The following is a 24,049-nucleotide window of genomic DNA, read 5'->3' on the forward strand; positions in this document are numbered from 1 at the left end:
GTTATCAATAGTCACTTCAGGTTAGGGTGAGACCCGTGGGCCACTGAGAACAGCTCTCTGGCCCCCTGCGTTCAACGTTTTAGGTGTTGGGTGCATTGTCCCAGTTTGAATCGAAATAACCCTACTTTCAGGGCCAGGGGATTAGAGGAAGCAATCTGACCCTGAAGAGTAAGCCAGAAAGAGAGAGGCCGCCGAGTTGGGAGAGCCAGGGCCACACTGGCGACGCCGCCAATGCCGAGGCGCAAAGGCTCTACCGACCGCATCTGAGAGGTTCACCCGGCCTCAGGGGACAAGGGCAATGAGGGTAAAGTGGAAGAGTTTCCTCTATTCGGATCGCTGCCACTCTATGACCGCAACCATCGAAGTGCCTAAGCGAGGCTTACCTGTCACCATCATCACAGGTTTTTTGGGCAGTGGGAAAACCACCCTTCTCAACCACATCCTCAACAACCAGAAAGGGATGCGCACAGCGGTGCTGGTCAACGAGTTCGGCGAGATCAGCATCGATGCGGAGCTGATCGTCTCCAGCGAAGAAGACTTGGTGGAGCTGAACAACGGCTGCATCTGCTGCACCATCCGGGACGACATCGCCGAAAGCGTGTTGCGGTTGATGGAACGTTCCGACAAGATCGACTACCTGGTGGTGGAGACTACGGGATTGGCGGATCCCTTGCCGGTGGCCCTCACCTTTTTGGGGCCAGAATTGCGAGATCTGACGCGGCTAGACTCGATTATCACCCTGGTAGATGCCACCAACTTTGCCCCCGATCTGTTCAACAGCAACGTGGCCTACAGCCAAATTGCCTATGGGGATGTGATTCTCCTCAACAAAATCGATTTGGTCGAGGAAGCCGAGATCGAGCGTCTGGAAAAACGCATCCGCGAGATCAAAGAAGATGCCCGCATTTTGCGCACCGTCAACAGCGCAGTTCCCCTGGAGCTAATCTTGGATACCGATTTGTTTCAGGCCAGTTCCTTGCCCCAAGAAGAAGCCCATGATCACGACAGTCACGACCACCATGACCATGAGCACGATCATGACCACCACCACTCCCATCACAGCCACATCGAGGCTGACGGCTTTAACTCCCTAGCCTTTGAGAGCGATCAGCCCTTCTCTTTGGATGCTTTCCAAAATTTTCTCAACGAGTTGCCCGATGCAGTCTTTCGTGCCAAAGGGGTGTTGTGGTTCGAGGAAAGCCCAGAGCGACATATCTTTCACCTCAGCGGTCGGCGCTATACCCTCAGCAGCGATGAGTGGCCTCGCCAGCCCAAAAACCAGTTGGTGCTCATCGGTCAGCGCCTCGATACAGCCCAGCTGCGGAAAAAACTCCAAGCCTGTCTTGCCCGCCCGGCCACGCGGGGTCAAGGGTTTGGTCGCTGAATCAGGACTTGGCGGCAGTCCAGGCTAAAGAAAGTCGGGCTACATTCCAGCACCCTCGATCATAAACCCCTGAGGTGATGGCGCACCCTCCATGTCCGACATCTTCGTGATGATCCGCAACCAGGCCAACAACGCGCTCACCTCCATCGATGGGATCCCTTTTCTCAGTTTCCTGGAGCGAGAGGGGCAGTTGATTGCAGAAGAAACCATTGAGTTGATCTATGCGGACGCTGGATTTGATGACCTGCCGATTGGAGAATACACTGTGGGGGTACGGCATGAACGGGTGGAACCCCCGAAAGCCACCTGCCCGGTCAGTATTGCCTCTGAGGACGAGGTTGTTTTGGTAACATTTGTTTACCTTGAGCCCGAGCGGGTTCTGCTGACTATTCACGTCTCTGTGGAGAAGAGGTTGTAGCCATGACTGTCAAGGTCATCCCATCGCGCTCGATCAAAGCCTTTCGCTATCGGGTGTTTTGTTTGGGACAGGATCTCTGGAATGCCCGGGATCCGATTAGCCGTGCCAACCTTGCTCTGCAACTGGCGGATGCCGCTACGACTTTGGCCCGAATGGAAGTCCAAGCCGCTCAGCCCTTCAGCTCAAGCCCTTCCTATTCCCTGCCGGAAGCTGGCCATAGGTAGCCATCGATCCAGCCGGGAATCGAGGCCAGACGCAAGGGATCCCGCCTACTCCCACTCGATGGTGCCAGGGGGCTTGGAGGTGATGTCGTAAACCACGCGGTTGATGCCGGGCACCTCGTTGACGATGCGGTTGGAAATGGTGGCCAAGAGGTCGTAGGGAACTCGCGCCCAATCGGCGGTCATACCGTCTTCGCTGGTAACCAGCCGCACCACCACCGGGCAGGCATAGGTGCGCTTATCCCCCATCACCCCCACCGACCGCACCTCTGGCAGCAGCACGGCAAAGGCTTGCCAAAGTTTGGGATAGTAGCCGGAGCGGTTGATCTCCTGCCGCACGATCATGTCCGCTTCTCGCAGGGTTTCCAGCCGTTCTTTGGTAACCTCGCCTACAATGCGGATGGCCAGCCCCGGCCCCGGAAAAGGATGGCGGCCCACAATCTCTTCCGGCAGACCCAAAGAGCGGGCCAGTTGCCGCACCTCGTCTTTGAAGAGCTTGCGCAAAGGCTCTACCAGCTTAAAGCGCAGATTTTCGGGCAGGCCGCCGACATTGTGATGGCTTTTGATCTTGACGGCAATGCGTTCTCCAGTAACCGGATCCACATGGGTATTGGCAGACTCGATCACGTCTGGGTAGAGAGTGCCTTGGGCTAAGTACTCAAAAGGACCCAGCCGCTGGGATTCTTCCTCAAACACGCGAATAAACTCTGCCCCAATTCGTTTGCGTTTTTCTTCGGGATCGGTAACCCCCTGCAACTGCCGGAGAAACCGCTCCTGGCCATCCACGTAGTGGACGGGAATGTGAAATTGCTCTTGGAAAAGGCGCAGCAGCCGCTGGGGCTCGTCCTTGCGCATAAACCCTTGGTCGATGAACACGCAGGTGAGCTGGTCGCCGATGGCCTTGTGCAGCAGAAAAGCCAAAGTAGAGCTGTCTACCCCCCCCGAGAGGGCCAACAGCACCTTCTTATTGCCCACACGGGCACGTACCTCTCGAATGGCTTCCTCCAGAAAAGCTGCCGTTGTCCAGGTGGGCTCGCAACCGCAGATGTGATAGACAAAGTTGCGGATGAGAAAGGCGCCAGCCTCTGAGTGGGCCACCTCCGGATGAAATTGCACCCCGTAGAGACGACGCCTTGGATCGGCAATGGCGGCACAGGGGGTGTTGTCGGTAGAGGCCAAGGTGTGAAAGCCCGGCGGCAGTTCGGTAACCGAATCCCCGTGGCTCATCCACATGATGCTGTTTTCCGGCAGGTTGGTGAGCAGGTCGGTGGGATCCAAAATGTGCAGAGCGGCACGGCCATATTCCCCCTTCTGGGCTGCTTCCACCTTGCCCCCCAACTGCTGCACCATGAGTTGCATGCCGTAGCACACCCCCAGAACCGGGATCCCTAGGTTCCAAATCTCGGGGTCACACACCGGAGCGGCTGGCTCATACACCGAGTTGGGGCCCCCGGAGAGGATAATGCCCTGCGGTTGCAGTTGCCGCAGTTGCTCAGCAGTGGTGCGATAGGAAAGGATTTCCGAATAGACGTGGGTTTCGCGAATGCGGCGGGCAATCAGCTCAGAGTACTGGGATCCAAAATCGAGAATGACGATCATCTGGCGCTGCACTTCGAGGGGGGAAAGGCCGGAACTGGGAGGAGATGCAGAAGGGATCACAAAACCTGGCACAGTGCACAATAAAAAAGCCGGTCCAAGAGACTAGCTTGGCTATGGCTACGATGGATACGAAAGAAACATTAAGGGCTCTTCCATGGTAACAGGGGTGGAGAGCTTGCACGCGGCTGCCTGCTCTAAAAAGCCTCTGTCAGGCTTGCCGAGAAAACAGCGCTTCTCGGAGGAGTCTCGCCGAAAAACCGCCTGATGAGCCCCTGAAAAAGCTGGCCACCGGCTGGGCATGACTCCCGCCAACAACGCAATACAGAAGCCAGATGACCTAGCAAAGTTAAGACTTATGATCGTGAAGGAGCGCTCCAGGCCGGTGGGGGTATTGGTAGGGATCCGCAGTGCCATTTTTTTATGTCGATTGTTGCCGAGTCCTTTCAAACCTATCTGCGCCGCCGCCGTCGTCTTCTAGCCCGCCGTCTCAAGCGACAGCAGGGCTGGGTCGTGGTTTTGGCTCTGCTGGCTTTGTACTTGCTCAGTTGGGATGCGCTGGGCGAAGATGGGTCACTATCGCACCTGTGGAGGGGACAACCCCTGTGGCTGGTGTTGATCCCGCTGTTGGGGGGAGGGCTGTACAGCTTGGGCGCCGGGGTGATCTGGATGCTGCGCCAGCGCTGGTCTGCCCAGCTGTTGGCCGAGATGATCAGCTTGCCCCATTTGACTTTGGCTGCCCTGATCTGGCTGGGGTTAGCCGTTTGGGGAGAGCACCTTTCGCCTTTCCTGTTGCGACAAAAAAACCAATTGTTGGCGGGCCTGTTGATCAGTTGGCTGTTGGCCCAGGGGTGGAGTTTTTTCCAGACAGGTTGGGTAGTAGAGGCTGGGCAACTGTGGGCCGACTATCTGCAGGAGCTGCGCGGTTCTGTATTACAGCCCTGCTACCAGCGCCTGGAAACCTGTCGTCTTTCGCTCCATCTTTACCACGCCATTTGGCAAGACCTGCAACTGGAAGAACTGGAGGCCCAGCACCTGATTCAACTGTTGTCTGAGTCGTTGCTGCCGCTGACCCTGCCGCTCAAGGTCTATGCTCAGCGGGTTCACCATTGCTGTCAGCAGTTGGCAGCCCTGCTGGCGCAAATGCAGGAGCGGGTAGAGCGGTTGGAGCAGGTGCTTTTGAATGTAGAGCTGGAGTTGGCCTCTCATCAGTTGCTTCAGGCTCAGCCGCAGCCGATTAACTTGCTGGCGGAAGATTGGGCCAGCTGTCAGGAGCTGGATTTGCAGGAGTTGGTTTGCTTAAACCAAGAGCTGCTGGGCACCGACCGTTCTTTGCAGGGCTTGACCCAAGAGCTGAAAGGCTGGGCCGACAGAGCCATCCCCGCTGGATTGAAACTGGGATCCCTGGGATGAAGAAGGCTGACGCTTCTTCCTCTGAGCCCCCACAGCTCAAGACGCTGTGGGAAAGCTGGCTGGCGGAGCTGGGTTGGCAGCCCTCTGAACAGCAGCAGCAACAACTGCAACAGCTCTATCCGCTGGTGATGGCCGGAAACCGAACCCAGAACCTGACCCGCATCACCGATCCCATCGACTTTTGGGAGAAACACCTGTGGGATTCGCTGCGGGGCCTACGCCTGCTGGGATCCTGGGAGGCAATCCAAGCTCAGCCCTGGCGGGGGATCGACATCGGCACCGGGGCAGGGTTTCCAGGGATCCCGGCCCAAATTGCCCTGCCCCAAACCCGCTTTACCCTGCTGGACAGCACCCAACGCAAGATTGCCTTTGTACAGGACACCTTGCAAAGGCTCTCCCTCACCCAAGCGCGGGCAGTGGCTCAGCGGGCCGAAATTTGGGGGCAAGACCCGCAGGAACGGGGCAGCTATGATATTGCTCTGGCCAGGGCCCTGGCCTCGGCGGAGACCTGCGCCGAGTATTGCCTGCCTCTGCTCAAGGTGGGGGGACGCGCCATCCTCTATCGCGGCCATTGGACCGAGGCAGAAGCCCAAACTTTGGAGCAGGCCCTTGAGCTCCTGGGCGGAAAACTGATCCATGTAGAAGCCTTCACCACACCCCGCAGCCGTGGGGTGCGCCACTGCCTACTGCTGGAGAAAGTAGCCCCCACGCCGCCTCCTTATCCCCGCTCTCCCGGCACTCCCAAACGCCAACCGTTGGGCCAAAGCAATCGCCCATGAAGGTTAGGATCCTGAGTTTCCATCTTGCTACAAAAGCTTCTCCCAATTCTCGGACAAAAAGCTGCAAGAATAGCTTTGCAAATGCCATTGGGAAGACTAAGATGTGGTTGGCATGAGGTTCGGATTGAGCGAATGGTTTAACCAGGTGAGCCTCCGAACTGAACGCTAAAGGGTAAGGTTCGGAGTTTGCTACACCATGACCATTTTTGTAGGTAATTTGTCCTTCAAGGCCAGCGAAGAAGACCTGCGACTTGTGTTCGCCGAATACGGCACCGTTAAGCAAATTAAGCTGCCGGTGGATCGGGAGACTGGCCGTAAGCGAGGTTTTGCCTTTGTGGAACTGGAAAACGAAGCCGATGAGCAAAAGGCCATCGACGAGCTGGATGGCGCTACTTGGATGGGCCGGGATCTGAGGGTCAACAAGGCGTTGCCTCGGCAGACCAGCGCAGGCGGTCGGGATGGCCGCTCTTCCCGCTTTTGAGTTAACATGCATCTACCCTTTCTCAGATGAGGTTTGAGCCAGGGATCCCAACCCGCGATCCCTGGTTTCTAGCGCGTTCCTGAGAACACTCTGCCCAGAAAGGCCAGGCTAAACCAGGCGGAGGCCACCAGGACGATGGCCGGGCCGGAGGCCACATTGAGGTAGTAGCTGGCGTACATCCCCAGCAGGCTGGCGCTCACCCCAAATAGGGATCCCAACAGCATCACCTGGTGCAATCGAGGCACCACCAGATAGGCGGTTGCCGCTGGCGTGATCAGCATGGCCAACACTAAGAGCACGCCCACTGCCTTCATGCTGGCCACCAACGTCAGGGAAGTGAGCACCATCAGCCCCCACCCCAGCCGCTCGGTAGGCAGGCCGGCTGCTTTGGCCCCCAAGGGATCGAAGCTGTAAAAGGTCAATTCCTTGAAGAAGAGGGCCACCAAACCCAACACCAAAAGGGTGATGCCCACCACTGTCAGCACATCGACAGCATTCACCCCCAGGAGGTTGCCGAAGAGGAAGTGGTTGAGATCGATGCGAGCCCGCCGTTGGATCAAAGTGATCAACAGGATCCCCAAGGCAAAAAAGGCCGAAAAGACGATCCCCATGGCTGCATCCGGCTTGAGGGGGCTGGCGGAGCGGATCCATTGAATTAAGAGGGCGCTGAGGAGACCGGCCACAAAGGCTCCCACAAACAGGTTGAGGCCCAGCATGTAGGCAATGGCCAGGCCCGGCAGCAGCGAATGGCTGATGGCATCCCCCAGGAGGGCCAAGCTTTGCACCAGCAGATAGCTGCCCACCACGGCACAGAGAATGCCGACGGCCACCGCCACCAGCAGAGCCCGTTGCATGAAGGCAAAACTCAAGGGATCCGCCAGGCTGTGCCAGAGCCATTCCATAACGTTGTTGACCTCAAACTCTCCCTAGGCAGCTGAGTCCAGCAGCAGGGCTCGGCCATAGGCCCGCTGCAACACCGCTGGCTGCAACACCTCCCGCGGGGATCCCTGGGCAATTAAGACACGGTTGAGGAGGAGCACTTCGTCGAAGTAGGCCCGGGCCTGCCCCAAATCGTGGTGCACCACCATCACGATGTGGCCGGCATCTGCCAGCTCCCGCAACACCTGGAACAAAATAGCTTCGCTGGGCTGGTCGATCCCGGCAAAGGGTTCGTCAAGGGCGTAGATCTCCGCTTCTTGCGCCAAGGCCCGCGCCAGGAACACCCGCTGCTGTTGTCCCCCCGACAGCTTTCCAATGGGGCGATCCCGGTAGGCCCCCATCCCCACCCGCTCCAGGGCTTGAGCAGCCCGCTGCTGCCCCTTTTTCCCGATGCGGCGAAACCAGCCAGCAGCTCTCACCTGCCCCATCAACACCACATCCCACACCGTGGCGGGAAACGACCAGTCGATGGCCGAGCGCTGGGGTACATAGGCCACTTGCTCTCCCCACAGCGCTTGCCCACCGTAGCGCACTTCCCCCCGTTCCAGCGGCACCAACCCCAGCAGCGCTCTGAGAAACGTACTTTTGCCGGCTCCGTTGGGCCCAAGGATGCCCGTGAGGCGGCCCGGCGCGATTTCAGCTTGGATCCCTTGCAGCACCTGCAGGCTGCCGTAACGCACCGTCAGATCCCGCACCACCAGGGATCCCCTGGCCGGACCAAGAGGGAGAGGAGGAAGTTGCTTTTTCATTTTGTTTTCATTTTCGGTAAGTCCAGTGTACCCTAAAGGGACATCTAAACCATGAAACGATGATCAAAAGTCTTGTCTTCCTTTGGGGGCGGCGCCGTTGGGTAGCAGCCTTCGGCTTGGCAATAGGACTCTGTCTCGCTGACGGGAACGGCAGTTTTCTGGCCTTGGCCGGTTCGGGATGGGCGCGTCCCCGCGTTGTGGCTACCACTACGTTGATCGCCGATTGGGTAGAGCAGGTGGGCCAAGATCGCATCCAGCTCACCAGCCTGCTGCAGCCGGGAATGGATCCCCATGTCTACGAGCCAACGCCGGCGGATGGGGTGGCCCTAGAGCAGGCAGACTTGGTGTTTTACAACGGCTACAACCTGGAGCCGGGGTTGATGCGTCTCATCGAGGCCACAGCCCAACAGGCGCGGCGGGTTGCCTTGGCCGAGATCCTCGATCCCATCGTCACCAATGAGGAGGACGGGATCCCCACTCCCGACCCCCACGTGTGGGGCAATGTGGAAAACGTCATCCGCATGGTGGAGCGCATCGCCCAAGAGCTGGCGGAACAGGTGCCTGGCGAGGCGACCTTCTTCCAAACCAATGCTGCTGCCTATCGAGCAGAGCTGGAGGAGCTTCATGCCTGGATTGGGGAGCAAATTCAGACCATCCCCCCTCCCAACCGGGTTTTGGTGACCACTCACGATGCCTTTGCCTACTACACCCAAGCCTACGGCCTGAAAATGGGGGGATCCCTGCTGGGGATCAGCACCGAAGAACAGCCCAGCGCCCAGACTGTGGCCCGGTTGGTGGCCGAGATCCGCGCTCTACAGGTGCCGGCTGTCTTTGCCGAGACCACCCTCAACCCGGCCCTGATCCAAACGGTGGCCGCTGAAGCGGGAGTCAAGGTAGCGGAACAGGAGCTGTACTCCGATTCTTTGGGGGAGCCAGGCAGCGGCGCCGAAACTTACGTTGCCATGATGCGCCACAACACCTGCACGATTGTGGTAGCCCTGGGCGGATCCCCTGACTGCTCTTGAGAAGCTGAGTCGAGGCAGGAGGTCTGAGTTTTGTATGATAGGGGCTCAGACCCTTGTTCTCTCACCTCTTCCATGCCTGCTGCCATCCATCGCCCGGCCCGCACCCTCTACTGTGGCGAAGTCCGCCCGGCCCACATTGGCCAGACCGTCACCCTCTACGGCTGGATCGACCGCCGCCGCGACCACGGGGGGGTGATCTTTCTGGATTTGCGGGATCGCTCTGGCATTGTGCAACTGGTGGCGGATCCGCAGAAAACTCCGCAGTCATATCCACTGGCGGGGGAAGTGCGCAACGAATATGTGGTGCGGGTAACGGGAACTGTCCAGCAACGGCCCCCCGACTCCTTCAACCCTCGCCTGGCCACCGGCGAGGTCGAGATCTACGCCGAACAGTTGGAAGTGCTCAGTCCAGTCGGCAAGCAGCTCCCCTTCAGCGTCTCGGGAGAAGAAGCAGAGGAAGTGCGAGAAGAGATCCGCCTGCGCTATCGCTACCTGGATTTGCGGCGGGAGCGCATGTCCCGTAACCTGCAACTGCGCCACCGGGTCATCCAGGCCATCCGCCGTTTCCTAGAAGACGAGGAGGGCTTTGTCGAGGTGGAGACTCCCATTCTCACCCGCTCCACCCCAGAAGGGGCCAGAGACTACCTGGTGCCCAGCCGCGTCAACCCCGGCGAGTGGTTTGCCCTGCCGCAGTCGCCCCAGCTCTTTAAGCAGCTGCTGATGGTGGCTGGCGTGGATCGCTACTACCAGATCGCCCGCTGCTTTCGGGATGAGGATCTGCGGGCGGATCGGCAGCCGGAGTTCACCCAGTTGGACATGGAGATGAGCTTCATGGATCAAGAAGGGATCCTGGAGCTCAACGAGCGACTGATCTGCCATATCTTCAAAACTGTCAAAGGGATCCACCTGCCCCGTCCCTTCCCGCGCCTGACCTATGCCGAGGCCATGGCCCGCTACGGCTCCGACAAGCCTGACACCCGCTTTGGGATGGAGTTGGTGGATGTTTCGGAGGTGTTTCAGGGATCCCGATTCAAAGTCTTCGCCAAAGTGCTGGCTGAGGGCGGTTTGATCAAAATCCTGCCAGTGCCCGGCGGCGATGAAAAGATCTCCAACACCCGCATCAAACCAGGCGGGGATCTGTTCAAGCTGGTCACCCAGTATGGGGCGGGCGGCTTGGCCTTTATCCGGGTGCGGCCCGACAGCCTCGATACCATCGGCGCCCTGAAAGAGAGCTTGAGCCCCGAGCAGGAGAAGCGGTTGCTGGATCTCACCCAGGCCAAGCCAGGGGATCTGTTGCTGTTTGGGGCAGGGCCGGCGGCAGTGGTGAACGAGTCTTTGGGCCGGCTGCGGCTGCACCTGGGCCAGGAGCTGGGTTTGATCCCAGAGAACGCCTTGAATCTCCTCTGGATCACCGACTTTCCCATGTTTGAGTTCAACGCCGAAGAAAATCGCCTGGAAGCCCTGCACCACCCCTTTACCGCCCCCCACCCCGACGACTTGGCCGACCTGAAAACGGCGCGGGCCCAGGCTTATGACCTGGTGTGGAACGGCGTGGAAGTAGGAGGGGGATCCCTGCGGATTTACCAGCGGGAAATTCAGGAGCAGGTTTTTCAAGCGATTGGCCTCACCCCCGAACAGGCGCGGGACAAGTTTGGCTTTTTGTTGGAAGCCTTTGAGTATGGCACCCCGCCCCACGGCGGCATTGCCTACGGCCTGGATCGGCTGGTGATGTTGCTGGCCGGGGAAGATTCCATCCGGGATGTCATCGCCTTTCCCAAAACCCAGCAGGCGCGATGTTTGCTCACCGGCGCTCCTTCCAGCGTTGAGGCGAAGCAGCTCAAGGAACTGCACGTTGCTTCCACCTATCAGCCCGGTTGAGGGAGGTATCTTCCAACGACCACGGGTGCTCGATGATTTCGGCACGGGTAACAGGGCTGCGGAGATCCAGCAGACAATATTCCTTTTCAACCAAAAGGACTTTCATTGTGGAAGCCGGGCCTTTTTAACGGGAGTTCAGGAGTGCCTGGGATCCCTTCTCCCAGCCCCAGCTCCCACCTGTGGGAGGATAGAAAGGAATACACCCCTACTTTTTTTGCCATGCTACAGCTGACGGGAAAGAAAGCCTTGGTAACCGGCATTGCCAACGAGCGCTCCATTGCCTGGGGCATTGCTCAGCAACTGCACAAAGCGGGGGCCAGCCTAGGGGTTACCTATCTGCCGGACGAGCGGGATCGCTTCAAAACCAAAGTTCAGCAACTCACGGATCCCTTGCAGCCAGATTTTCTCCTCCCCTGCGACGTGCAAAGCGATCAGCAGATCAGCGATCTGTTTCAGGGGGTAACCGAAAAATGGGGTCAGGTCGATATTCTGGTTCACTGCCTGGCCTATGTCAAAAAAGAGGAGCTGAGCGGCAACTTCAGCGATATCTCGCGGGAGGGGTTTGCCCTGGCCATGGATGTGAGCACCTACTCCCTGATTGCCCTCTGCCGGGCTGCCAAGCCCCTACTGAGATCCGGCAGCAGTGTCCTCACCTTGACCTACTTGGGAGGAGTGCGAGTGGTGCCCAACTACAACATGGCTGCCGTCACCAAAGCGGGCCTGGAAACCTGTGTCCGCTACCTGGCTGCCGAGCTGGGCCCTGCCGGGATCCGGGTGAACGCCATTTCTGCCGGCCCGATCCGCACCTTGGCCTCATCGGCCATTTCCGATTTTCATGCCATGCTGCATGCTGTGGAGGAGAAAGCTCCTCTACGGCGCAATGTCACTCAAATAGAGGTGGGCAATGTGGCGGCTTTTCTGGCCAGCGACCTGGCCAGCGGCATTACCGGCCAGGTGATCTACGTGGATAGTGGGTATAGCATCCTGGGTTTTTAAGCGCTTTGGGATCCCTTGGGGATGGCTCCGGCATGAATCGCTTCTCACCCTTGCAGCGGTTGCTGCTCACCTGGATCTTGATCGTCATCAGCGGCTGGCTGGCCATACAGGTGGGTCGGCTGTTTGGGCATTTGCTCACCACCATCCTGACAGCGGCGGTGCTGGCCTTTTTGCTCAACTACCCGGTGCAGGTGCTGCGGCGCTATCGGGTCAGTCGAGGTTTGGCGGTCACCCTGGTCTTTGCTCTCTCGGTGGTGCTGCTGGTCTTGGTGGGGATCGCCGTGGTGCCGGTCTTGGCCAAGCAAGTGGTGCAGCTGGGGGCGCGGATCCCGGATTGGGTGGATACTTTACAAAATTGGCTCGACCAGATTAGCCTTTGGGCCGCCGAGCGCAACATCAACCTTGGCCAGACGGAGCTGGTCAATACCCTTCTCAACCGCCTGCAGGCCAGCGCCGAGAAAATTGCCGGCCAATCCCTGGATCTCCTTCTGGGTACGTTCAACCAGGTGATCGACTTGGTGCTGGTGCTGGTGTTGGCCCTCTACATGCTGCTCTACGGGGGCCAGTTCTGGCAGGGGTTGCTCAGCCTCTTCCCCAAACCTTGGGGGCCGCGCATTGGCGAAGCCCTAGCCCTCAGCTTTCAGAACTTCCTCATCAGCCAGTTGGTGTTGGGGTTCATCATGGCCCTGATGCTGGTGCCGGTTTTTGGGTTTTTGCGGGTACCTTTCGGGCTCCTGTTTGGCCTGCTGATCGGCCTGCTGGAGGTCATCCCCCTGGTGGGGGGGGTGATTGGCATTGGGGCGGCGGCGGTGTTGCTGGCCTTTCAGGACATTTGGCTCAGCCTTAAAGTGGTGCTGGTTTCCCTGATCGTGCAGCAGGTGAAGGATCGGGTCATCGCCCCCCGCCTGATGGGAGAGCTGATCGGGCTAAATCCAGTGTGGATCTTGATTGCCCTGTTGGTGGGGGCGCAACTGGGGGGCATCCTGGGCGTGATCGTCGCCATTCCCCTCAGCAGTGTGGTGAAAAGCCTTTACGAGATCGCCCGCTCTGCCGACCTGGCCGCCGAAGATGGGTTGGGTTCCGGTGTAAAAGGATCCCCGCAAGGGCTCCGTCCGAGTAGCGCCAACGGCGAACCCCGCCGGGATCCTACCCTGCCCAAGCCGGAGACCCAGCAGATCTAGCTGCTCCAAAAGGGAAGAGGCTCTGCCCATGCGATTCAGGCGATCGCGTTAACCGGCAGGCAAACAGAGGCTCAATCCTGGTAAGCCCAGTTGCTGGGCTATCGATGGCCACCCTTGTCCTCAGGGAGAGGGGCTGGGGGTGAGGGCCTCATCCTAGCGAATCTTGCCCTCGATAAAAGGCACCTCCAGCACTTTTTCGTGGTGGATAGGGCCGTGGCCGAAGTAGCCTCCCTCCCCAAACAGTTCGCCGTGATCGGCTGTAACCGTGATGTAGGTGTTTTTGGGAACCAGGTCGAACAGCTGTTCAAAGATCCCATCCAGGTAGCGCACCGCCTGGATCTGTCGCTGCCGTAGCTCTTCCAACTGGGCCGAATCGAAAAAGGGGATCCCGTCCTCTTCTCCTTCATCCAGCCGCTTCAACACCCCATTGACCCCCGAGATGCGGGGCCACAAGCTGGGATCCTCATCGGGCAGCGCGTAGGGATAGTGAGTTTCGCCCACGTTTAACAGGTAAAAGCTGGGGCGATCCGGCTCGAAGCGCAACTGTTCCACCATGGCCGCCATATCGTTGTGCTGGGGCATGAGGCGGTAGGAATCGAAATCCCGATTCAGCAGCGTGCTGGGGTTGAGCACCGGCATGGAGACCATGGCGTGGGTGGTGTAGCCCAGTTGATGCTTCAGCAGCGTCGGCAAATAGAGATGAGGCAGCAGATGCTTGAACTCAATGGGTTGCCGGGTGCCGAGCCGCTCGTTGTAGCGCAGATAATCTTGCTTGTAGTGCTCGGACGCAAAAACGTGGATGGGGCTGGTGTGGGGCAGCAGGCCCATGAGCAGGTTGTAATGGGCAGGGGCCGTCCAGGAAGCGTAGCTCCAGCGCTTTTCCAGAGGGCCCAACTTCAGCAAGTGCTTGGGGTTGGCCGCCAGCAGGCTGTCGAAGCGGCAACTGTCTAGGACGATGAGCAGATAGTTGTTCTGTCCCCGCGGTTCAGGGCGGGGGTCGGGCTCAGACGCAGGAGCGGCAGACGATTTCCACCAGTTTAGGAATCCCATCCTTCCTCCTCCTCGTCGGCGTAGGGCCGCTGGACAATCCGCCAGTTGGGAGCTACTGCCGCATCGTCGTCCTCAGGAGCGGGATCGCGAATGCGTTCCGGCGGGATATTGGAATAGGAATAGCGGCCTGCTTGGGGATCCGGCTCGTACTCCGGCAGATCTTGGGGCAAATAGTGGTCGGGGGGAATCAGCTGGGCTTCCAAAAAGCGAACTCGGTCGCTCAACTGAGTTAACTTACGGATGGCCTGTCGCTGGAACACCCGGTCGTGCAATCGCCAGGAGCCTACATACAAAAATCCCAGCCCCATCCCTGCCCCATAAGAGGCCAATAGCACCAACGATAGAGGAAGCGGGGATCCCGATTGCCCACCCACCACAACCCTTGCCGGGGATCCCCAGTTTTGGATGAGGAGAACGAGCAGGCTCAAGATCCACAAGCCCAGGAGTATGAAGCGAAGGTTTCTGATCGCGTTAGCGGGACGAAATTCTTGCATGGCCTCAACCCTACCCTTTATTAGGCTACCATTCTTCCCTTTCTCCACTGGCCTGGCAGCAAAGACGCTGGAAGCTCAAGCGGAGTTGTTCTCAACAGCCATTAGCCCTCTCCCTAAGGCGCGCTTCAGGGAGACCCCGGGGCGGAAAAAGTCGTTGCTAGCCGCCTGTATCTCTCCTCCAGGAGAAGGACTTGGACTGTTGAAGCTCGCTGCAGGAGCAGGTTTGCGGGTATGGGCGGTACAAGATTCGAACTTGTGACCCCTTCCGTGTGAAGGAAGTGCGCTACCACTGTGCTAACCGCCCGCAGATACCACTCTAGCAGCTATCGACTAGAGCAGGATCTCTATATTACCACGTCAGCGATTGAGCCAGAGGATTCGGATCGGCATGGGAGATGGCTAGAGATAGCCGGGATCCGGCCTGAGGGCTACAGTAAGGGTCAGGGAGCTGTGGGGTGCTATGGCCTACTCACCGACCGAAGAGGCAATTGCTCTGCTCATTGATTTGGCAGAACGAGGCGAGATCGATCCCTGGGATGTGCAGGTCATCGAGGTTATCGATCGCTTTCTGGCCCGTATGGCTCCCACCAGCAGCAGCCATGACCTGTCTGAGTCGGGACAAGCCCTGCTCCACGCTGCCATGTTGGTCTATCTTAAGGCGATGGCTTTGGCAGAACCAGAAGCAGAAGAAAGTGAGCCCAGCCCGGTGGAGGTAGAAGTGGATCCCTGGCCAAGCTGGTCTTTGGCGCACTTGGATCGCGTGTTGCAACCCAGGGCAGCACCCCGTCTTCAACGTACCCGGCCCATCACCCTCAAAGAACTCATCGCCCACCTGCAAGAGCTGGAAACCCTGCTGGAACACCAGCCCGAAGCTGCCCCAAAGCCGCTGGCCCAACGGATTTCTCGCCAGCAAGCGCTGTCGGCCATCACTCAGCTAGCCCACCCGGAAAACCTTTTGGAAACCACCGCCGAGCTAGAATCTCTGCTGGCTCAGCTTTGGCAGCAGGGTCTGACCCAGATCAGCTTTGTCGATCTCCAGCAACACTTTTGCCAAAAAAGCTATCAAAACGGCAGCAGCGGGACCATTCACCCCATTCAAGTCTTCTGGTCATTGCTGCTAATGGCTGCCCGCTCTCAGGTGGAGCTGTGCCAAGAGGAGTTCTACGGCCCACTGACCATCCGACCCTGCACAACTGAGGGCCTGGCAAAGTAGATCCCGCCCTTGGGATCCCCTTCATCTGCCAAGGTGAACTCTAGAGAACTTTTCTGGCCGTGGCCGGGCCATCCACCTCTAGGCTTCTGAGCTGGCGTCTGAACCTGAGGATGTCAAGCGCTCTTCTGCGCCGCTCTGGCAAACGGAGAACTCAATCCGTGCCTTCAGCATCGTGTCGGGCACGATCCGCCCGTTTGAGATCTTCCCCACTGGAGCGCACCGGCAGCTCGGCAGGAGCCTCCCGATCCAGGTAGTAATCCTCCACGAGGCGCTCGCCGCTGGGATGATCTTCTCCTTCGGTAGGCAACAGTGGCGGATGCAGCAATTCAGCCGGAGGGCAGTCTTCTGAGGTGAGCAAATCTGACGTGCTGAGCATCCCCTTGGGAATGGTGGAAAGGCGCTGAGCAACAGCTCCAATGCTTTCCAGACGAATCATCTCCTCCCAGGAGCAGATCTCCTCCTCATCTTCTGTCTCGTAGCGAACTAGGATGGTGTCCCCTTCGATATCGAGGATCTTGGCCCGTTCCAGCCAGCGTCCCTGATCCCGCAGATAGATCCACACATCCTTGCCTTCGCGGCTGAGTTGATAGATCCTACGATGAAGCACGGTCCCCTCCTGAAGTGAAAGATCCGAGTGAGTTGTGGGGGCTACCCAGCTCATCCCTCCATCTTAGCGGCTGGACACCGAGGCTGTATGCCTTTCCCGAGGCCAGACAGAGTCTCTTTAGGTTGGGTCGGTTTCGGCCAGAGAGACCCCTTCCATCGCCAAGGCTGTCTCCGCTTCTTCTGCCTGCACATCCCGCAGAAAGGATTCCAGAGAGGCATGAGCTTCCGCCTCCAGTTCTGCTCCGCCAAGGGTTATGCTCTCTTCCGGCAGCCAGCCCAAAAACGGCAGGGGCAAGAGGGTAGAAAGGTTGGTCAGGATCAGCAGCAGCCCCAGCCGGCTGAAATCGGTCTCCGTTACCCCCAGCCCATGCATCAGCAGGGATCCCAGCTCTTGGGAGAGAAACCCCGCCAAATTAAAGGCCGACATCAGCAGAGCAAAGAGGGTGGCCTCGATCCCAGGGGGGCAGAGGCGGGCGGCCAAGACCAGCACTGGCATAAAGGCAATTTGTCCTGCCACCGTCAGCACCAGGCTGTCCCCCAAGCTAAACCAATGATCGTCGATGCCCCAATCCCGGTTGAGGTGATAGACCAAGATGAGGCTGGTCAGGCCCAACCCTGCCGAGATCACCGTCATCCAGCCGAACAGGGGCCGCAGTGGGATCCGCCGCAGATACACCTGGAAGATCCCTACCCCCAGCAAACTGGCGATGCTGGTAACCAAGCGCACCTGACCCAAAAATTCCGGCCCAAAGCCGAGATCGTTGGTGACAAAGTAAAAAAGAGCCGCATCGGCGCTGGGAGTGGCCTGCCAAACGAACACAAACAGCACCGGCAGCAAAATGCTGGGTTGCCGCAGCGCCCGCCACACCTGCCCCACCTGTTGTTGCAAGGGATCCCAGCCCTGAGACAACACCACCGGTTGATCGGCGATAACCCAAGCTGCCAGAGCGATGAACAACGGCAACAAGGCTGTCAGGCCAAACACCACCTGCGGCGGATAATGAGCCAAGAGCGCTCCTCCCAAATAGGCGGTGAGCAGGGATCCCAAGGCCGTTGCTCCCCAAGTTAAAGATTGCAGCGTGCCCGTCCCCGCCCAGTCACTGCCGTGTACCCGCTCCACCACCAGCGAATCTACGATTACATCCCCTACCGCCACCGCCAGGGATCCCAAAACCATCCACAGAGTGGCCAGACCAGCCGTCGGTGCCCACAGGGCCATCCCCAGCCAAGCCCCACACCCCAGAAGCCCTGACAACAAGAGGTAGGGACGACGCCGATAGCCCGCCACCGGTACGGTATCCGACAGCAGGCCGTAGAGGGGCTTGAGGATCCAGGGGCTCATGGCAACGCCCATCAACGCCGCCACCTGAGACGGGCTGAGGCCCAAGCTATCCTTCAGGTAAAAGCTGGTGGCCAGCCGTGCCAGCCCCACCGCCCCCTGCACAAAGTACACCAAGAGGATTCCGAACAATTCCGGCGTCCAGTGGATATCCCGCAGCGGGGTCAGGGTGGATTGGTGCAGCCGTTGCAGCAGAGGATGAATCATGAGCGGTCGCAGTGTAGCGAGATGTTAGTTGGTGCGGTGTTGCCTTGGCAACAGCAAAACCATAAGAATCTTAACAGTCTCTTCACCTTAACCTGTCCAACTGGCTTCCGGCTCCGACCTCCTTGGACGGGTTGCGCTTCCCAGCGCTCTTTCTGCTCAACCCAGCCGAGCTACAAAATCTACAAAATAATGAGGTCGAAATGAGGTCGAAAGCTGATCCCCGGGTGCTATGCCATCCAGCCAAGGGCGGGGATCCCAAGAAGTCCAGCATGCTTTCGTCCCATGTTGACCGGCCCAACCCCACCTCGGCGGCACCTGAACCCGCAACTGCAGCAGCAGGCAGGGCAGTAGAGACGGGAGACAAAGGCATTCCGAAGCTATGATGAACAGGGATGGCTCTGAGTTTCTACCTACATCTTTAACTGGGTCTGTTTTCAGGCTGTGCTGACTGCTTCTTCTGCCGGTTCTGCGGTTGATGCCATTGCTCCTTTTGCTCCCCAAGTCTGGAGCTGGCGCGGACATGCCATTCGCTATGTGGTGCAGGGATCCGGATCCCCGCTGGTCCTGGTGCATGGATTTGGGGCTTCCATCGGCCATTGGCGGCACAACATCCCCGTGCTGGCTGCGGCAGGATACCGGGTCTATGCCCTGGATTTGCTGGGGTTTGGCGGCTCGGCCAAGCCTGCCCTCCCCTACACCTTGGATCTGTGGGCGGAGTTGCTGGTGGATTTTTGGCAGCAGCACATTCAGCAGCCTGCTGTGTTTATCGGCAATTCCATCGGTGCCTTGCTCAGCTTGATGATGGCCGCCCGGCATCCCCAGTTAACAGCAGGGGCGGTGCTGCTCAACTGCGCCGGGGGGTTGAACCATCGCTCCCATGAGCTCAGCCCGATTTTCCGCCTTTTCATGAGTGTTTTCACCGCTCTGGCGGCTTCTCCGGTGACGGGGCCGTTTTTGTTCGATCGGGTGCGGCAGCGGCAGCGTATCCGCGCAACTCTCAAGCAGGTGTACCGTAACCCCGCCGCCATTACCGATGAGCTGGTGGAGATTCTGTATGCCCCTTCCTGTGATGTGGGCGCTCAGCAGGTGTTTGCCTCGATTCTTACCGCTCCCCCCGGCCCGACTCCCAAAGCCCTATTGCCTCAGGTGCGCTGCCCGCTGTTGGTGCTCTGGGGAGAGGGGGATCCCTGGACGCCCATTCAACGGGGTCGCGGCTTTCAAAACCACGTGAAAGGGATCGACTACCAGTTCTTGCCCATTCCCAATACAGGCCATTGCCCCCACGACGAGCGCCCAGAGGTGGTCAACCCTCTGATTTTGAGCTGGCTGCCCAGAGCCTTTGCGGCGGTCTAAGCTTTTTTGGAGGTTCCTTTGCCGGAGAGGCCCAACCAACCTCGGATTTTGGCCATCCAGACTTGAAGGGGTGAAGGCTGGGGACGGATCGCCACCTGGATCGGCTCGTCTTGGAAGTCCTTGTCCTTGAGGCGAAACCCAAACTCCAGGTCATCTTTCACCTTGCCGAGACGGGGGAACAGCCTGACGGCTGCTTTTTTGAGTTCTTCCTCATTTTGGAAAATGGCCTGGTGAATGGCGCTGGAACGTCCCACTGCCAGGGATCCCACCGGCAGCCAAGGATTGGGCTGGCCAGGCGCGGGCTGGCGACGGCGGGCAAAGATGTTGAACTCCGGCATCCCCTTGGCTTTCAGCTCGTCGTACCGTTGGGCGGCTTCCTTACGCTTGGCAGTGTTGGAGCTGGCCGGTTTTTTCTCAGGCTTGGATTTGCGGAAACCCTTAGACTGACTCATACTCGGGCTGACGAGAGGGGGGATTTTTTGCAGCTTAGCGCAGATCGGATCCCCTTCTCTGCTGGGGATCCCTTGTCCTCATTGTCCGTAGCCGGCGTGCTATACTTGTTGAGCTTCGGCGGGCGGTTAAAGGGGCCTGTCAGTCGGGATGTAGCGCAGCTTGGTAGCGCACTTCGTTCGGGACGAAGGGGTCGCAGGTTCGAATCCTGTCATCCCGATGGCTTTAAAGTTCACTGAGCTCTCAACTTAATCTTGGGGGTTTAATTTTGGGGGTGTAGGTGACGCAGCCAGGCATTGACGTTGACCCGAATTCGCTGCCCAACCTGTAAGAGGCGGTGCAGGTTTTCGGCGGAAATGTCTCGGCAGTCTTCTTGGGGCCAAGCTGGGCAACGCGGGCCAATTTGACGCTCCAGCGCTGTCAGATAGAGCTCTTGCAGGCGATCCAAGTTGATGGGCAGGCGCAGGTCTGCAGCCAATTGCAGCCATTCTTCCAGGTTGTAGAGCTGTTCGCCGAAGGTCTCCGGCTCAAAAGCGTGGGCAAGGTGCCACATCCCCCGCTGTAGGAGCCGATCCAGAACCCGGGCTGCCTCTTCCCGCCGCAACTGACACCCCAACTGCTCGGCCTCGCGCACAATTGCCCGCAATTCCAGCAGGTGATCCCGCTTGCCCTCTTCCATTTCCATCGCCCGCAAACTGGTCAACAGGCGTTGGTTGAGGGTGATCTGAGCGGCAGCCAACAACTCTTCCGGGATCGGCAGGCCGTCGGCCCGAAAGGCCATCAAGACTCCGTAATTGTCCAGGTAGGTTTGGCGGTAGAGCTGGCCTAGGCGGTCTAGGGTATCTTGGGTGAGCCAGCGCATCATCTGCTGCCGATCTTCGTCGTCGAGGGCGTTCAAGTCGAAGGTTTCCGGCCCAAATAGGTCTTGCAGGGTCAGGATCATCTGTATCCGACTGTGGGATCCGGCCAGCAGCCGCGCTTTTATCTGCTCGTAGATGCGCCGCCCAGCAAACGGCTTGACGCCACATTGAAAGTCCCAGCCGCCAAGGTGGAGCACGGCGTAGATTAGATCGTGCTCTTCGCGGGTGGTGGGAAAAGTGAGCTTCACCCGCCCGATGGCCAGCGTCGATCCGCCTATCGTCAGGCGCTCTTGATCCACTTGATCCAGCACATATCCTTGGGAACGGGGGATCCCGTTAAACAGGGAAAACATGGCGTGCTGAGCCACCAGCCGTTGCGGGCTGATCAAGCTGGGGCGCACCAAGGCGCAATAGACCCCCTTGCCGTCTCTGTAGAGGTCGAGGTTGCTGGGGGCCTTGCTCAGGCGCTGCAAAAACTCCTCTTCCAGGTTTACATCCGCCACTGCTGCCGCCAACTGGATAGCCCGTGCCGCGTAACGCAGGATCTGCACCCCTTCAGGACGGGATAGCTCCTCGAAAAACCAGCCACAACTGGTGAACATCAACTGGCTGTAGCGCTGCATCTCCAACAGGCGCAGCACTTGCACCCGATCTTCGGCGGTGAGGCGGTGGCTTTGGTGCTCCTGCAAAAAGGCATCACAGCGCTCCCGATCCAAAATCACCTCGATGTAACGATCCCGCGCCAGCCAGGGATCCCGCAGGTAGGCTCTGGCCTCCGTCTCGTAGATCTCGGCCAGCTGATCCCGCAGCCAGTTGAGGGCCTCCCGCAGCGGTTGCCGCCAGCGTTGGTGCCACCCTCCCACCGCTCCGCAGCCACAGTCTCGCGACCACCGTCCTACCCCGTGGGCGCAGCTCCAGGCGGTGACCGGTTTCAGTTGCACCTCCCAAGTGGGGGGATGTTGGCTGAGAAAATGGCTGTAATTGCCCACCTGCCAGCCCCGGCGGGGAAATTCCTCGCAAAAGGCATAGGCCAGTGTGCGTTCTACACCCCGCTTGTGGTGGCCAAAAGTCTCGCCATCGGTGGCACAGTTGACCAGATAGGCTTCCCCCTCTTTGTCCGGGCGCAGAGCGGAACGGATCCGCTCCGCCAGCGAATAAGTACTGTAAACGATATCCCCAAAGCCCAAGTCACGGGAAATGGGGCCATCGAAAAAGAAAATATCCAAGTACCCCTCCCGGTCGGGGGTAAAGCAGCGGTAGGGCCGGCGGGGATCGATCTGGCCTTGGCTGACATCGATCCACTCCGTTTGTCCCAAGGGGCGAATGCGCTGCGCTTGGCTGGGGGCCAAAATGACGAAGCGGATCCCACATTCGACCAAGGCCGTGACCGTTGCTGCATCAATGGCGGTTTCGGCCAGCCACATCCCCTGGGGATGGCGCCCGAAGCGGTGTTGGAAATCGGCAATTCCCCAGCGGATCTGGGTGTACTTGTCTCGCTCGTTGGCCAGGGGCAGGATGACGTGGTTGTAGACTTGGGCGATGGCATTGCCATGACCCTCCAGCCGCTCAGCGCTGAGGCGGTCGCCGGCCAAAATGCGTTGGTAAACTTCAATGTCATGCTCCTCTAGCCAAGAGAGGAGAGTAGGGCCGAAGTTAAAGCTCAAGAATTCATAGTTGTTGACAATGCGCACCACCCGTCCTTGGTCGTCCAGAACGCGGGCAAAGGCGTTGGGGCGGTAACATTCCGCCCAAATGCGCTCGTTCCAGTCGTGAAAGGGGCTGGCGCTCGGCTGTCGCTGAATGCGGTTGAGGCAGGGATCCTCTCGGGGCGGCTGATAGAAATGGCCGTGCAACACCACGTACGGCCGCGCAGAGGAAAGCTCAGCAGCACCTGCCGGAGAAGGAGCCGCTTGCATCGGCGGGTCGGAGACCAAATCGCTGTGCCCTGACTGTGCCGCTGGCCTATCGGAATTTTTGGAGCCACTCGGCATCATGAGATTACACTCCTTTTAGAGGCCTCCAACTGGGTTACAGGGGAAGGCAATGTTAACTTAAGTTCATATCCATACGTTACAGCGATCCCCGATCTGCAACGGTGAATGTAAAAGATTCAGTTGGAAATTTGACAGGGAACAAACATCGGTCAGTAATCTTTGCGTTTTCCTCACAACAGAAGGGATCCCGGGACTTAGCGGGTGGGGGCCGATCTGCCGGTGGCCATTTCCCACGCCGAACAACCCGTTTGAGGTCAGGCCCCCATTGGAATCCCGGTGGATCCCCAGCTCGAACTCACATTCCGGTCCAGTGCCACCAGGCCCAGCCCAGCCCCACCAGCAGCGCCGTTATCCCATAGAGGGATCCCACCACCTGCACCTCCGACCAGCCCCCCAGCTCCAGATGGTGGTGCAAGGGCGACATGCGCAACAGCCGTCTGCCTGTGCCGGTTTTGCGTTTGGTGTATTGGAAGTAGCCCACCTGCAGCATCACCGACAGCGCCTCTGCCACCAGCACTCCCCCCATCAGGGCCAAGGCCCAGAGCTGATCCCCCAGCAGCGCCAACCCGGCCAGAGCGCCCCCCAACCCCAGGGATCCGGTATCGCCCATGAACAGCCGTGCCCGGTGGTGGTTGTGAACCAGGAACCCCAAGCAGGCACCGCTCAGGGTGAAAGCCAACACCGATAGCTCTGGATCCCTGTGAAGGAGCCCCAGCCCAACCAGCAGGATGGCCACCACCCCTGCCGCCAAGCCGTCCATACCATCGGTGAGGTTTACGGCATTATTGGTGCCCACCAACACAAACAGGGCCAAGGGCCAGAACAGCCAGCCCAGAGAGAGGGTGCCTATCCCCGGCAAGGTCAGACTGGTCGGGATCCCCTGCCAGGCCAGGTAGACACAAAACCCAAGGGCAACTCCCACCTGGAGCAACAGCTTGTGTTGGGGAGACAACCCCTTGTTGGATTGCTGTCGGATCACCAGCCAATCGTCCAGCCAGCCGACAAAGCTGTAGGCCAGCGTGAGCAGCGCGACAGCCAGCCAATGGGGATCCCAGCCGATCCAGATCCCGGCCACCAGTAGCCCCACGGGCAAAAAGCTGATCCCGCCCATGGTGGGTGTGCCTGCTTTTTTCTGGTGGGATTGGGGCCCCTCCTGGCGGATCACTTGCCCCGCCTTCCAGCGCCGCAACCCGGGGATGAGCAGGGATCCCAGCAGGGCCGAACCCAACGCGCTCAACCCAAAAGGAACGACCACCTGGGGGCGGATCCCAATCACAAGGGCCGAGAGGGCTAAACCCAGCCCCAGCGAGAGCGCCATCCCGCCCCACTCTGTTTCTTCCACCTCCAGATCGGGAAGTGTATCCGCATCCACCCCTTCTGAACCCCTCACACCCTCAACCTCCAAACCCTCAAAAACTCTATC

21 protein-coding genes, 2 tRNA genes and 1 pseudogene are annotated in these 24,049 nt (G+C 59.1%); 13 read left to right on the forward strand and 11 right to left on the reverse strand.

Annotated elements, in window-relative coordinates; translation table 11 throughout:
* Window positions 1–346: 346 nt before the first annotated feature.
* The 3 genes from NW839_RS03065 (at window position 347) to NW839_RS03075 (ending at window position 2,026) form a co-directional block, all read left to right on the forward strand.
* Window positions 347–1,384 (forward strand): CobW family GTP-binding protein, encoded by a 1,038-nt coding sequence (locus tag NW839_RS03065; protein ID WP_414349875.1) that lies wholly within the window; start codon window positions 347–349, stop codon window positions 1,382–1,384.
* 91 nt (window positions 1,385–1,475) lie between these two features.
* Window positions 1,476–1,802 carry a hypothetical protein gene (locus NW839_RS03070; protein ID WP_238376924.1) on the forward strand — a complete coding sequence of 109 codons (327 nt, stop codon included), beginning with the start codon at window positions 1,476–1,478 and terminating at the stop codon, window positions 1,800–1,802.
* 2 nt (window positions 1,803–1,804) lie between these two features.
* Window positions 1,805–2,026 (forward strand): hypothetical protein, encoded by a 222-nt coding sequence (locus NW839_RS03075; protein ID WP_011432797.1) that lies wholly within the window; start codon window positions 1,805–1,807, stop codon window positions 2,024–2,026.
* A gap of 45 nt (window positions 2,027–2,071) precedes the next feature.
* Here the strand turns inward: NW839_RS03075 and guaA are convergent, their stop codons facing one another.
* Window positions 2,072–3,622 (reverse strand): glutamine-hydrolyzing GMP synthase, encoded by a 1,551-nt coding sequence (guaA, locus tag NW839_RS03080; protein WP_049749628.1) that lies wholly within the window; start codon window positions 3,620–3,622, stop codon window positions 2,072–2,074.
* Window positions 3,623–4,042: 420 nt separating this feature from the next.
* Between guaA and NW839_RS03085 the strand changes: the two genes are divergently transcribed.
* The 3 genes from NW839_RS03085 to NW839_RS03095 all read left to right on the forward strand — a co-directional run bounded on the left by NW839_RS03085 (window position 4,043) and on the right by NW839_RS03095 (window position 6,292).
* Entirely contained in the window at window positions 4,043–5,032 is a 990-nt protein-coding gene (locus NW839_RS03085) for a hypothetical protein (RefSeq protein WP_414341740.1), read from the forward strand.
* Window positions 5,029–5,811: a 16S rRNA (guanine(527)-N(7))-methyltransferase RsmG gene (gene rsmG, locus NW839_RS03090; protein WP_414341738.1), complete on the forward strand. Its 783-nt coding sequence runs from the start codon at window positions 5,029–5,031 to the stop codon at window positions 5,809–5,811. Before NW839_RS03085 ends, rsmG begins: the two co-directional genes overlap by 4 nt.
* A gap of 196 nt (window positions 5,812–6,007) precedes the next feature.
* A complete protein-coding gene (locus NW839_RS03095) occupies window positions 6,008–6,292 on the forward strand; it encodes an RNA recognition motif domain-containing protein (RefSeq protein WP_011432793.1) in 285 nt (94 codons plus the stop codon).
* A 68-nt stretch (window positions 6,293–6,360) separates the two neighbouring features.
* Here NW839_RS03095 and NW839_RS03100 read toward each other — a convergent pair whose 3' ends face one another.
* Together NW839_RS03100 and NW839_RS03105 are read right to left on the reverse strand one after the other, a co-directional pair.
* A complete protein-coding gene (locus NW839_RS03100; protein ID WP_011432792.1) occupies window positions 6,361–7,194 on the reverse strand; it encodes a metal ABC transporter permease in 834 nt (277 codons plus the stop codon).
* 24 nt (window positions 7,195–7,218) lie between these two features.
* Entirely contained in the window at window positions 7,219–7,980 is a 762-nt protein-coding gene (locus NW839_RS03105; protein ID WP_414329141.1) for a metal ABC transporter ATP-binding protein, read from the reverse strand.
* A gap of 59 nt (window positions 7,981–8,039) precedes the next feature.
* On the opposite strand from NW839_RS03105, the gene NW839_RS03110 reads away from it, so the two are divergent.
* From NW839_RS03110 to NW839_RS03125, 4 genes are all read left to right on the forward strand, one after another.
* The gene (locus NW839_RS03110; protein ID WP_414349874.1) at window positions 8,040–9,005 is read left to right on the forward strand and encodes a metal ABC transporter solute-binding protein, Zn/Mn family; all 966 of its coding nucleotides are present in this window, start codon (window positions 8,040–8,042) and stop codon (window positions 9,003–9,005) included.
* Window positions 9,006–9,077: 72 nt separating this feature from the next.
* The gene (gene aspS / locus NW839_RS03115; protein WP_011432789.1) at window positions 9,078–10,883 is read left to right on the forward strand and encodes an aspartate--tRNA ligase; all 1,806 of its coding nucleotides are present in this window, start codon (window positions 9,078–9,080) and stop codon (window positions 10,881–10,883) included.
* A gap of 219 nt (window positions 10,884–11,102) precedes the next feature.
* Window positions 11,103–11,879, forward strand: a complete 777-nt coding sequence (gene fabI, locus NW839_RS03120; protein WP_011432788.1) for an enoyl-ACP reductase FabI — start codon at window positions 11,103–11,105, stop codon at window positions 11,877–11,879.
* Window positions 11,880–11,911: 32 nt separating this feature from the next.
* Window positions 11,912–13,060, forward strand: coding sequence for an AI-2E family transporter (locus NW839_RS03125; RefSeq protein ID WP_414349873.1), 1,149 nt, complete (start codon window positions 11,912–11,914; stop codon window positions 13,058–13,060).
* Window positions 13,061–13,213: 153 nt separating this feature from the next.
* Here the strand turns inward: NW839_RS03125 and NW839_RS03130 are convergent, their stop codons facing one another.
* The 3 genes from NW839_RS03130 to NW839_RS03140 all read right to left on the reverse strand — a co-directional run bounded on the left by NW839_RS03130 (window position 13,214) and on the right by NW839_RS03140 (window position 14,908).
* Window positions 13,214–14,110, reverse strand: a complete 897-nt coding sequence (locus tag NW839_RS03130; protein ID WP_011432786.1) for a sulfatase-like hydrolase/transferase — start codon at window positions 14,108–14,110, stop codon at window positions 13,214–13,216.
* Window positions 14,098–14,538, reverse strand: coding sequence for a hypothetical protein (locus tag NW839_RS03135; protein WP_414349872.1), 441 nt, complete (start codon window positions 14,536–14,538; stop codon window positions 14,098–14,100). Before NW839_RS03135 ends, NW839_RS03130 begins: the two co-directional genes overlap by 13 nt.
* 298 nt (window positions 14,539–14,836) lie before the next feature.
* A tRNA-Val gene (locus NW839_RS03140) sits at window positions 14,837–14,908 on the reverse strand.
* Between the two features lie 156 nt (window positions 14,909–15,064).
* Here NW839_RS03140 and NW839_RS03145 point away from each other — a divergent pair.
* Window positions 15,065–15,817, forward strand: coding sequence for a segregation/condensation protein A (locus NW839_RS03145; RefSeq protein WP_414349871.1), 753 nt, complete (start codon window positions 15,065–15,067; stop codon window positions 15,815–15,817).
* Between the two features lie 316 nt (window positions 15,818–16,133).
* Here the strand turns inward: NW839_RS03145 and NW839_RS03150 are convergent.
* A pseudogene (locus NW839_RS03150) lies at window positions 16,134–16,424 on the reverse strand (DUF6679 family protein); the annotation flags it as partial.
* A 117-nt stretch (window positions 16,425–16,541) separates the two neighbouring features.
* Entirely contained in the window at window positions 16,542–17,969 is a 1,428-nt protein-coding gene (locus tag NW839_RS03155) for a folate/biopterin family MFS transporter (RefSeq protein WP_414349870.1), read from the reverse strand.
* 441 nt (window positions 17,970–18,410) lie between these two features.
* Here NW839_RS03155 and NW839_RS03160 point away from each other — a divergent pair, with 441 nt between their 5' ends.
* Window positions 18,411–19,322, forward strand: a complete 912-nt coding sequence (locus NW839_RS03160) for an alpha/beta fold hydrolase (protein ID WP_414349869.1) — start codon at window positions 18,411–18,413, stop codon at window positions 19,320–19,322.
* On the opposite strand, the gene NW839_RS03165 is transcribed toward NW839_RS03160, so the two are convergent.
* Window positions 19,319–19,774, reverse strand: a complete 456-nt coding sequence (locus NW839_RS03165) for an HHL1-like protein (RefSeq protein WP_414349868.1) — start codon at window positions 19,772–19,774, stop codon at window positions 19,319–19,321. The genes NW839_RS03160 and NW839_RS03165 overlap by 4 nt on opposite strands.
* A 144-nt stretch (window positions 19,775–19,918) precedes the next feature.
* Here NW839_RS03165 and NW839_RS03170 point away from each other — a divergent pair.
* A tRNA-Pro gene (locus NW839_RS03170) sits at window positions 19,919–19,992 on the forward strand.
* Window positions 19,993–20,034: 42 nt separating this feature from the next.
* On the opposite strand, the gene NW839_RS03175 is transcribed toward NW839_RS03170, so the two are convergent.
* Window positions 20,035–22,626 (reverse strand): DUF3536 domain-containing protein, encoded by a 2,592-nt coding sequence (locus NW839_RS03175; protein ID WP_414349867.1) that lies wholly within the window; start codon window positions 22,624–22,626, stop codon window positions 20,035–20,037.
* 295 nt (window positions 22,627–22,921) lie between these two features.
* Window positions 22,922–23,944 (reverse strand): phospho-N-acetylmuramoyl-pentapeptide-transferase, encoded by a 1,023-nt coding sequence (gene mraY / locus NW839_RS03180; RefSeq protein ID WP_414349887.1) that lies wholly within the window; start codon window positions 23,942–23,944, stop codon window positions 22,922–22,924.
* Window positions 23,945–24,049 lie beyond the last annotated feature (105 nt).

Source organism: Synechococcus sp. R5-15 (genome assembly GCF_047462035.1).
Lineage (GTDB): Bacteria > Cyanobacteriota > Cyanobacteriia > Thermostichales > Thermostichaceae > Thermostichus.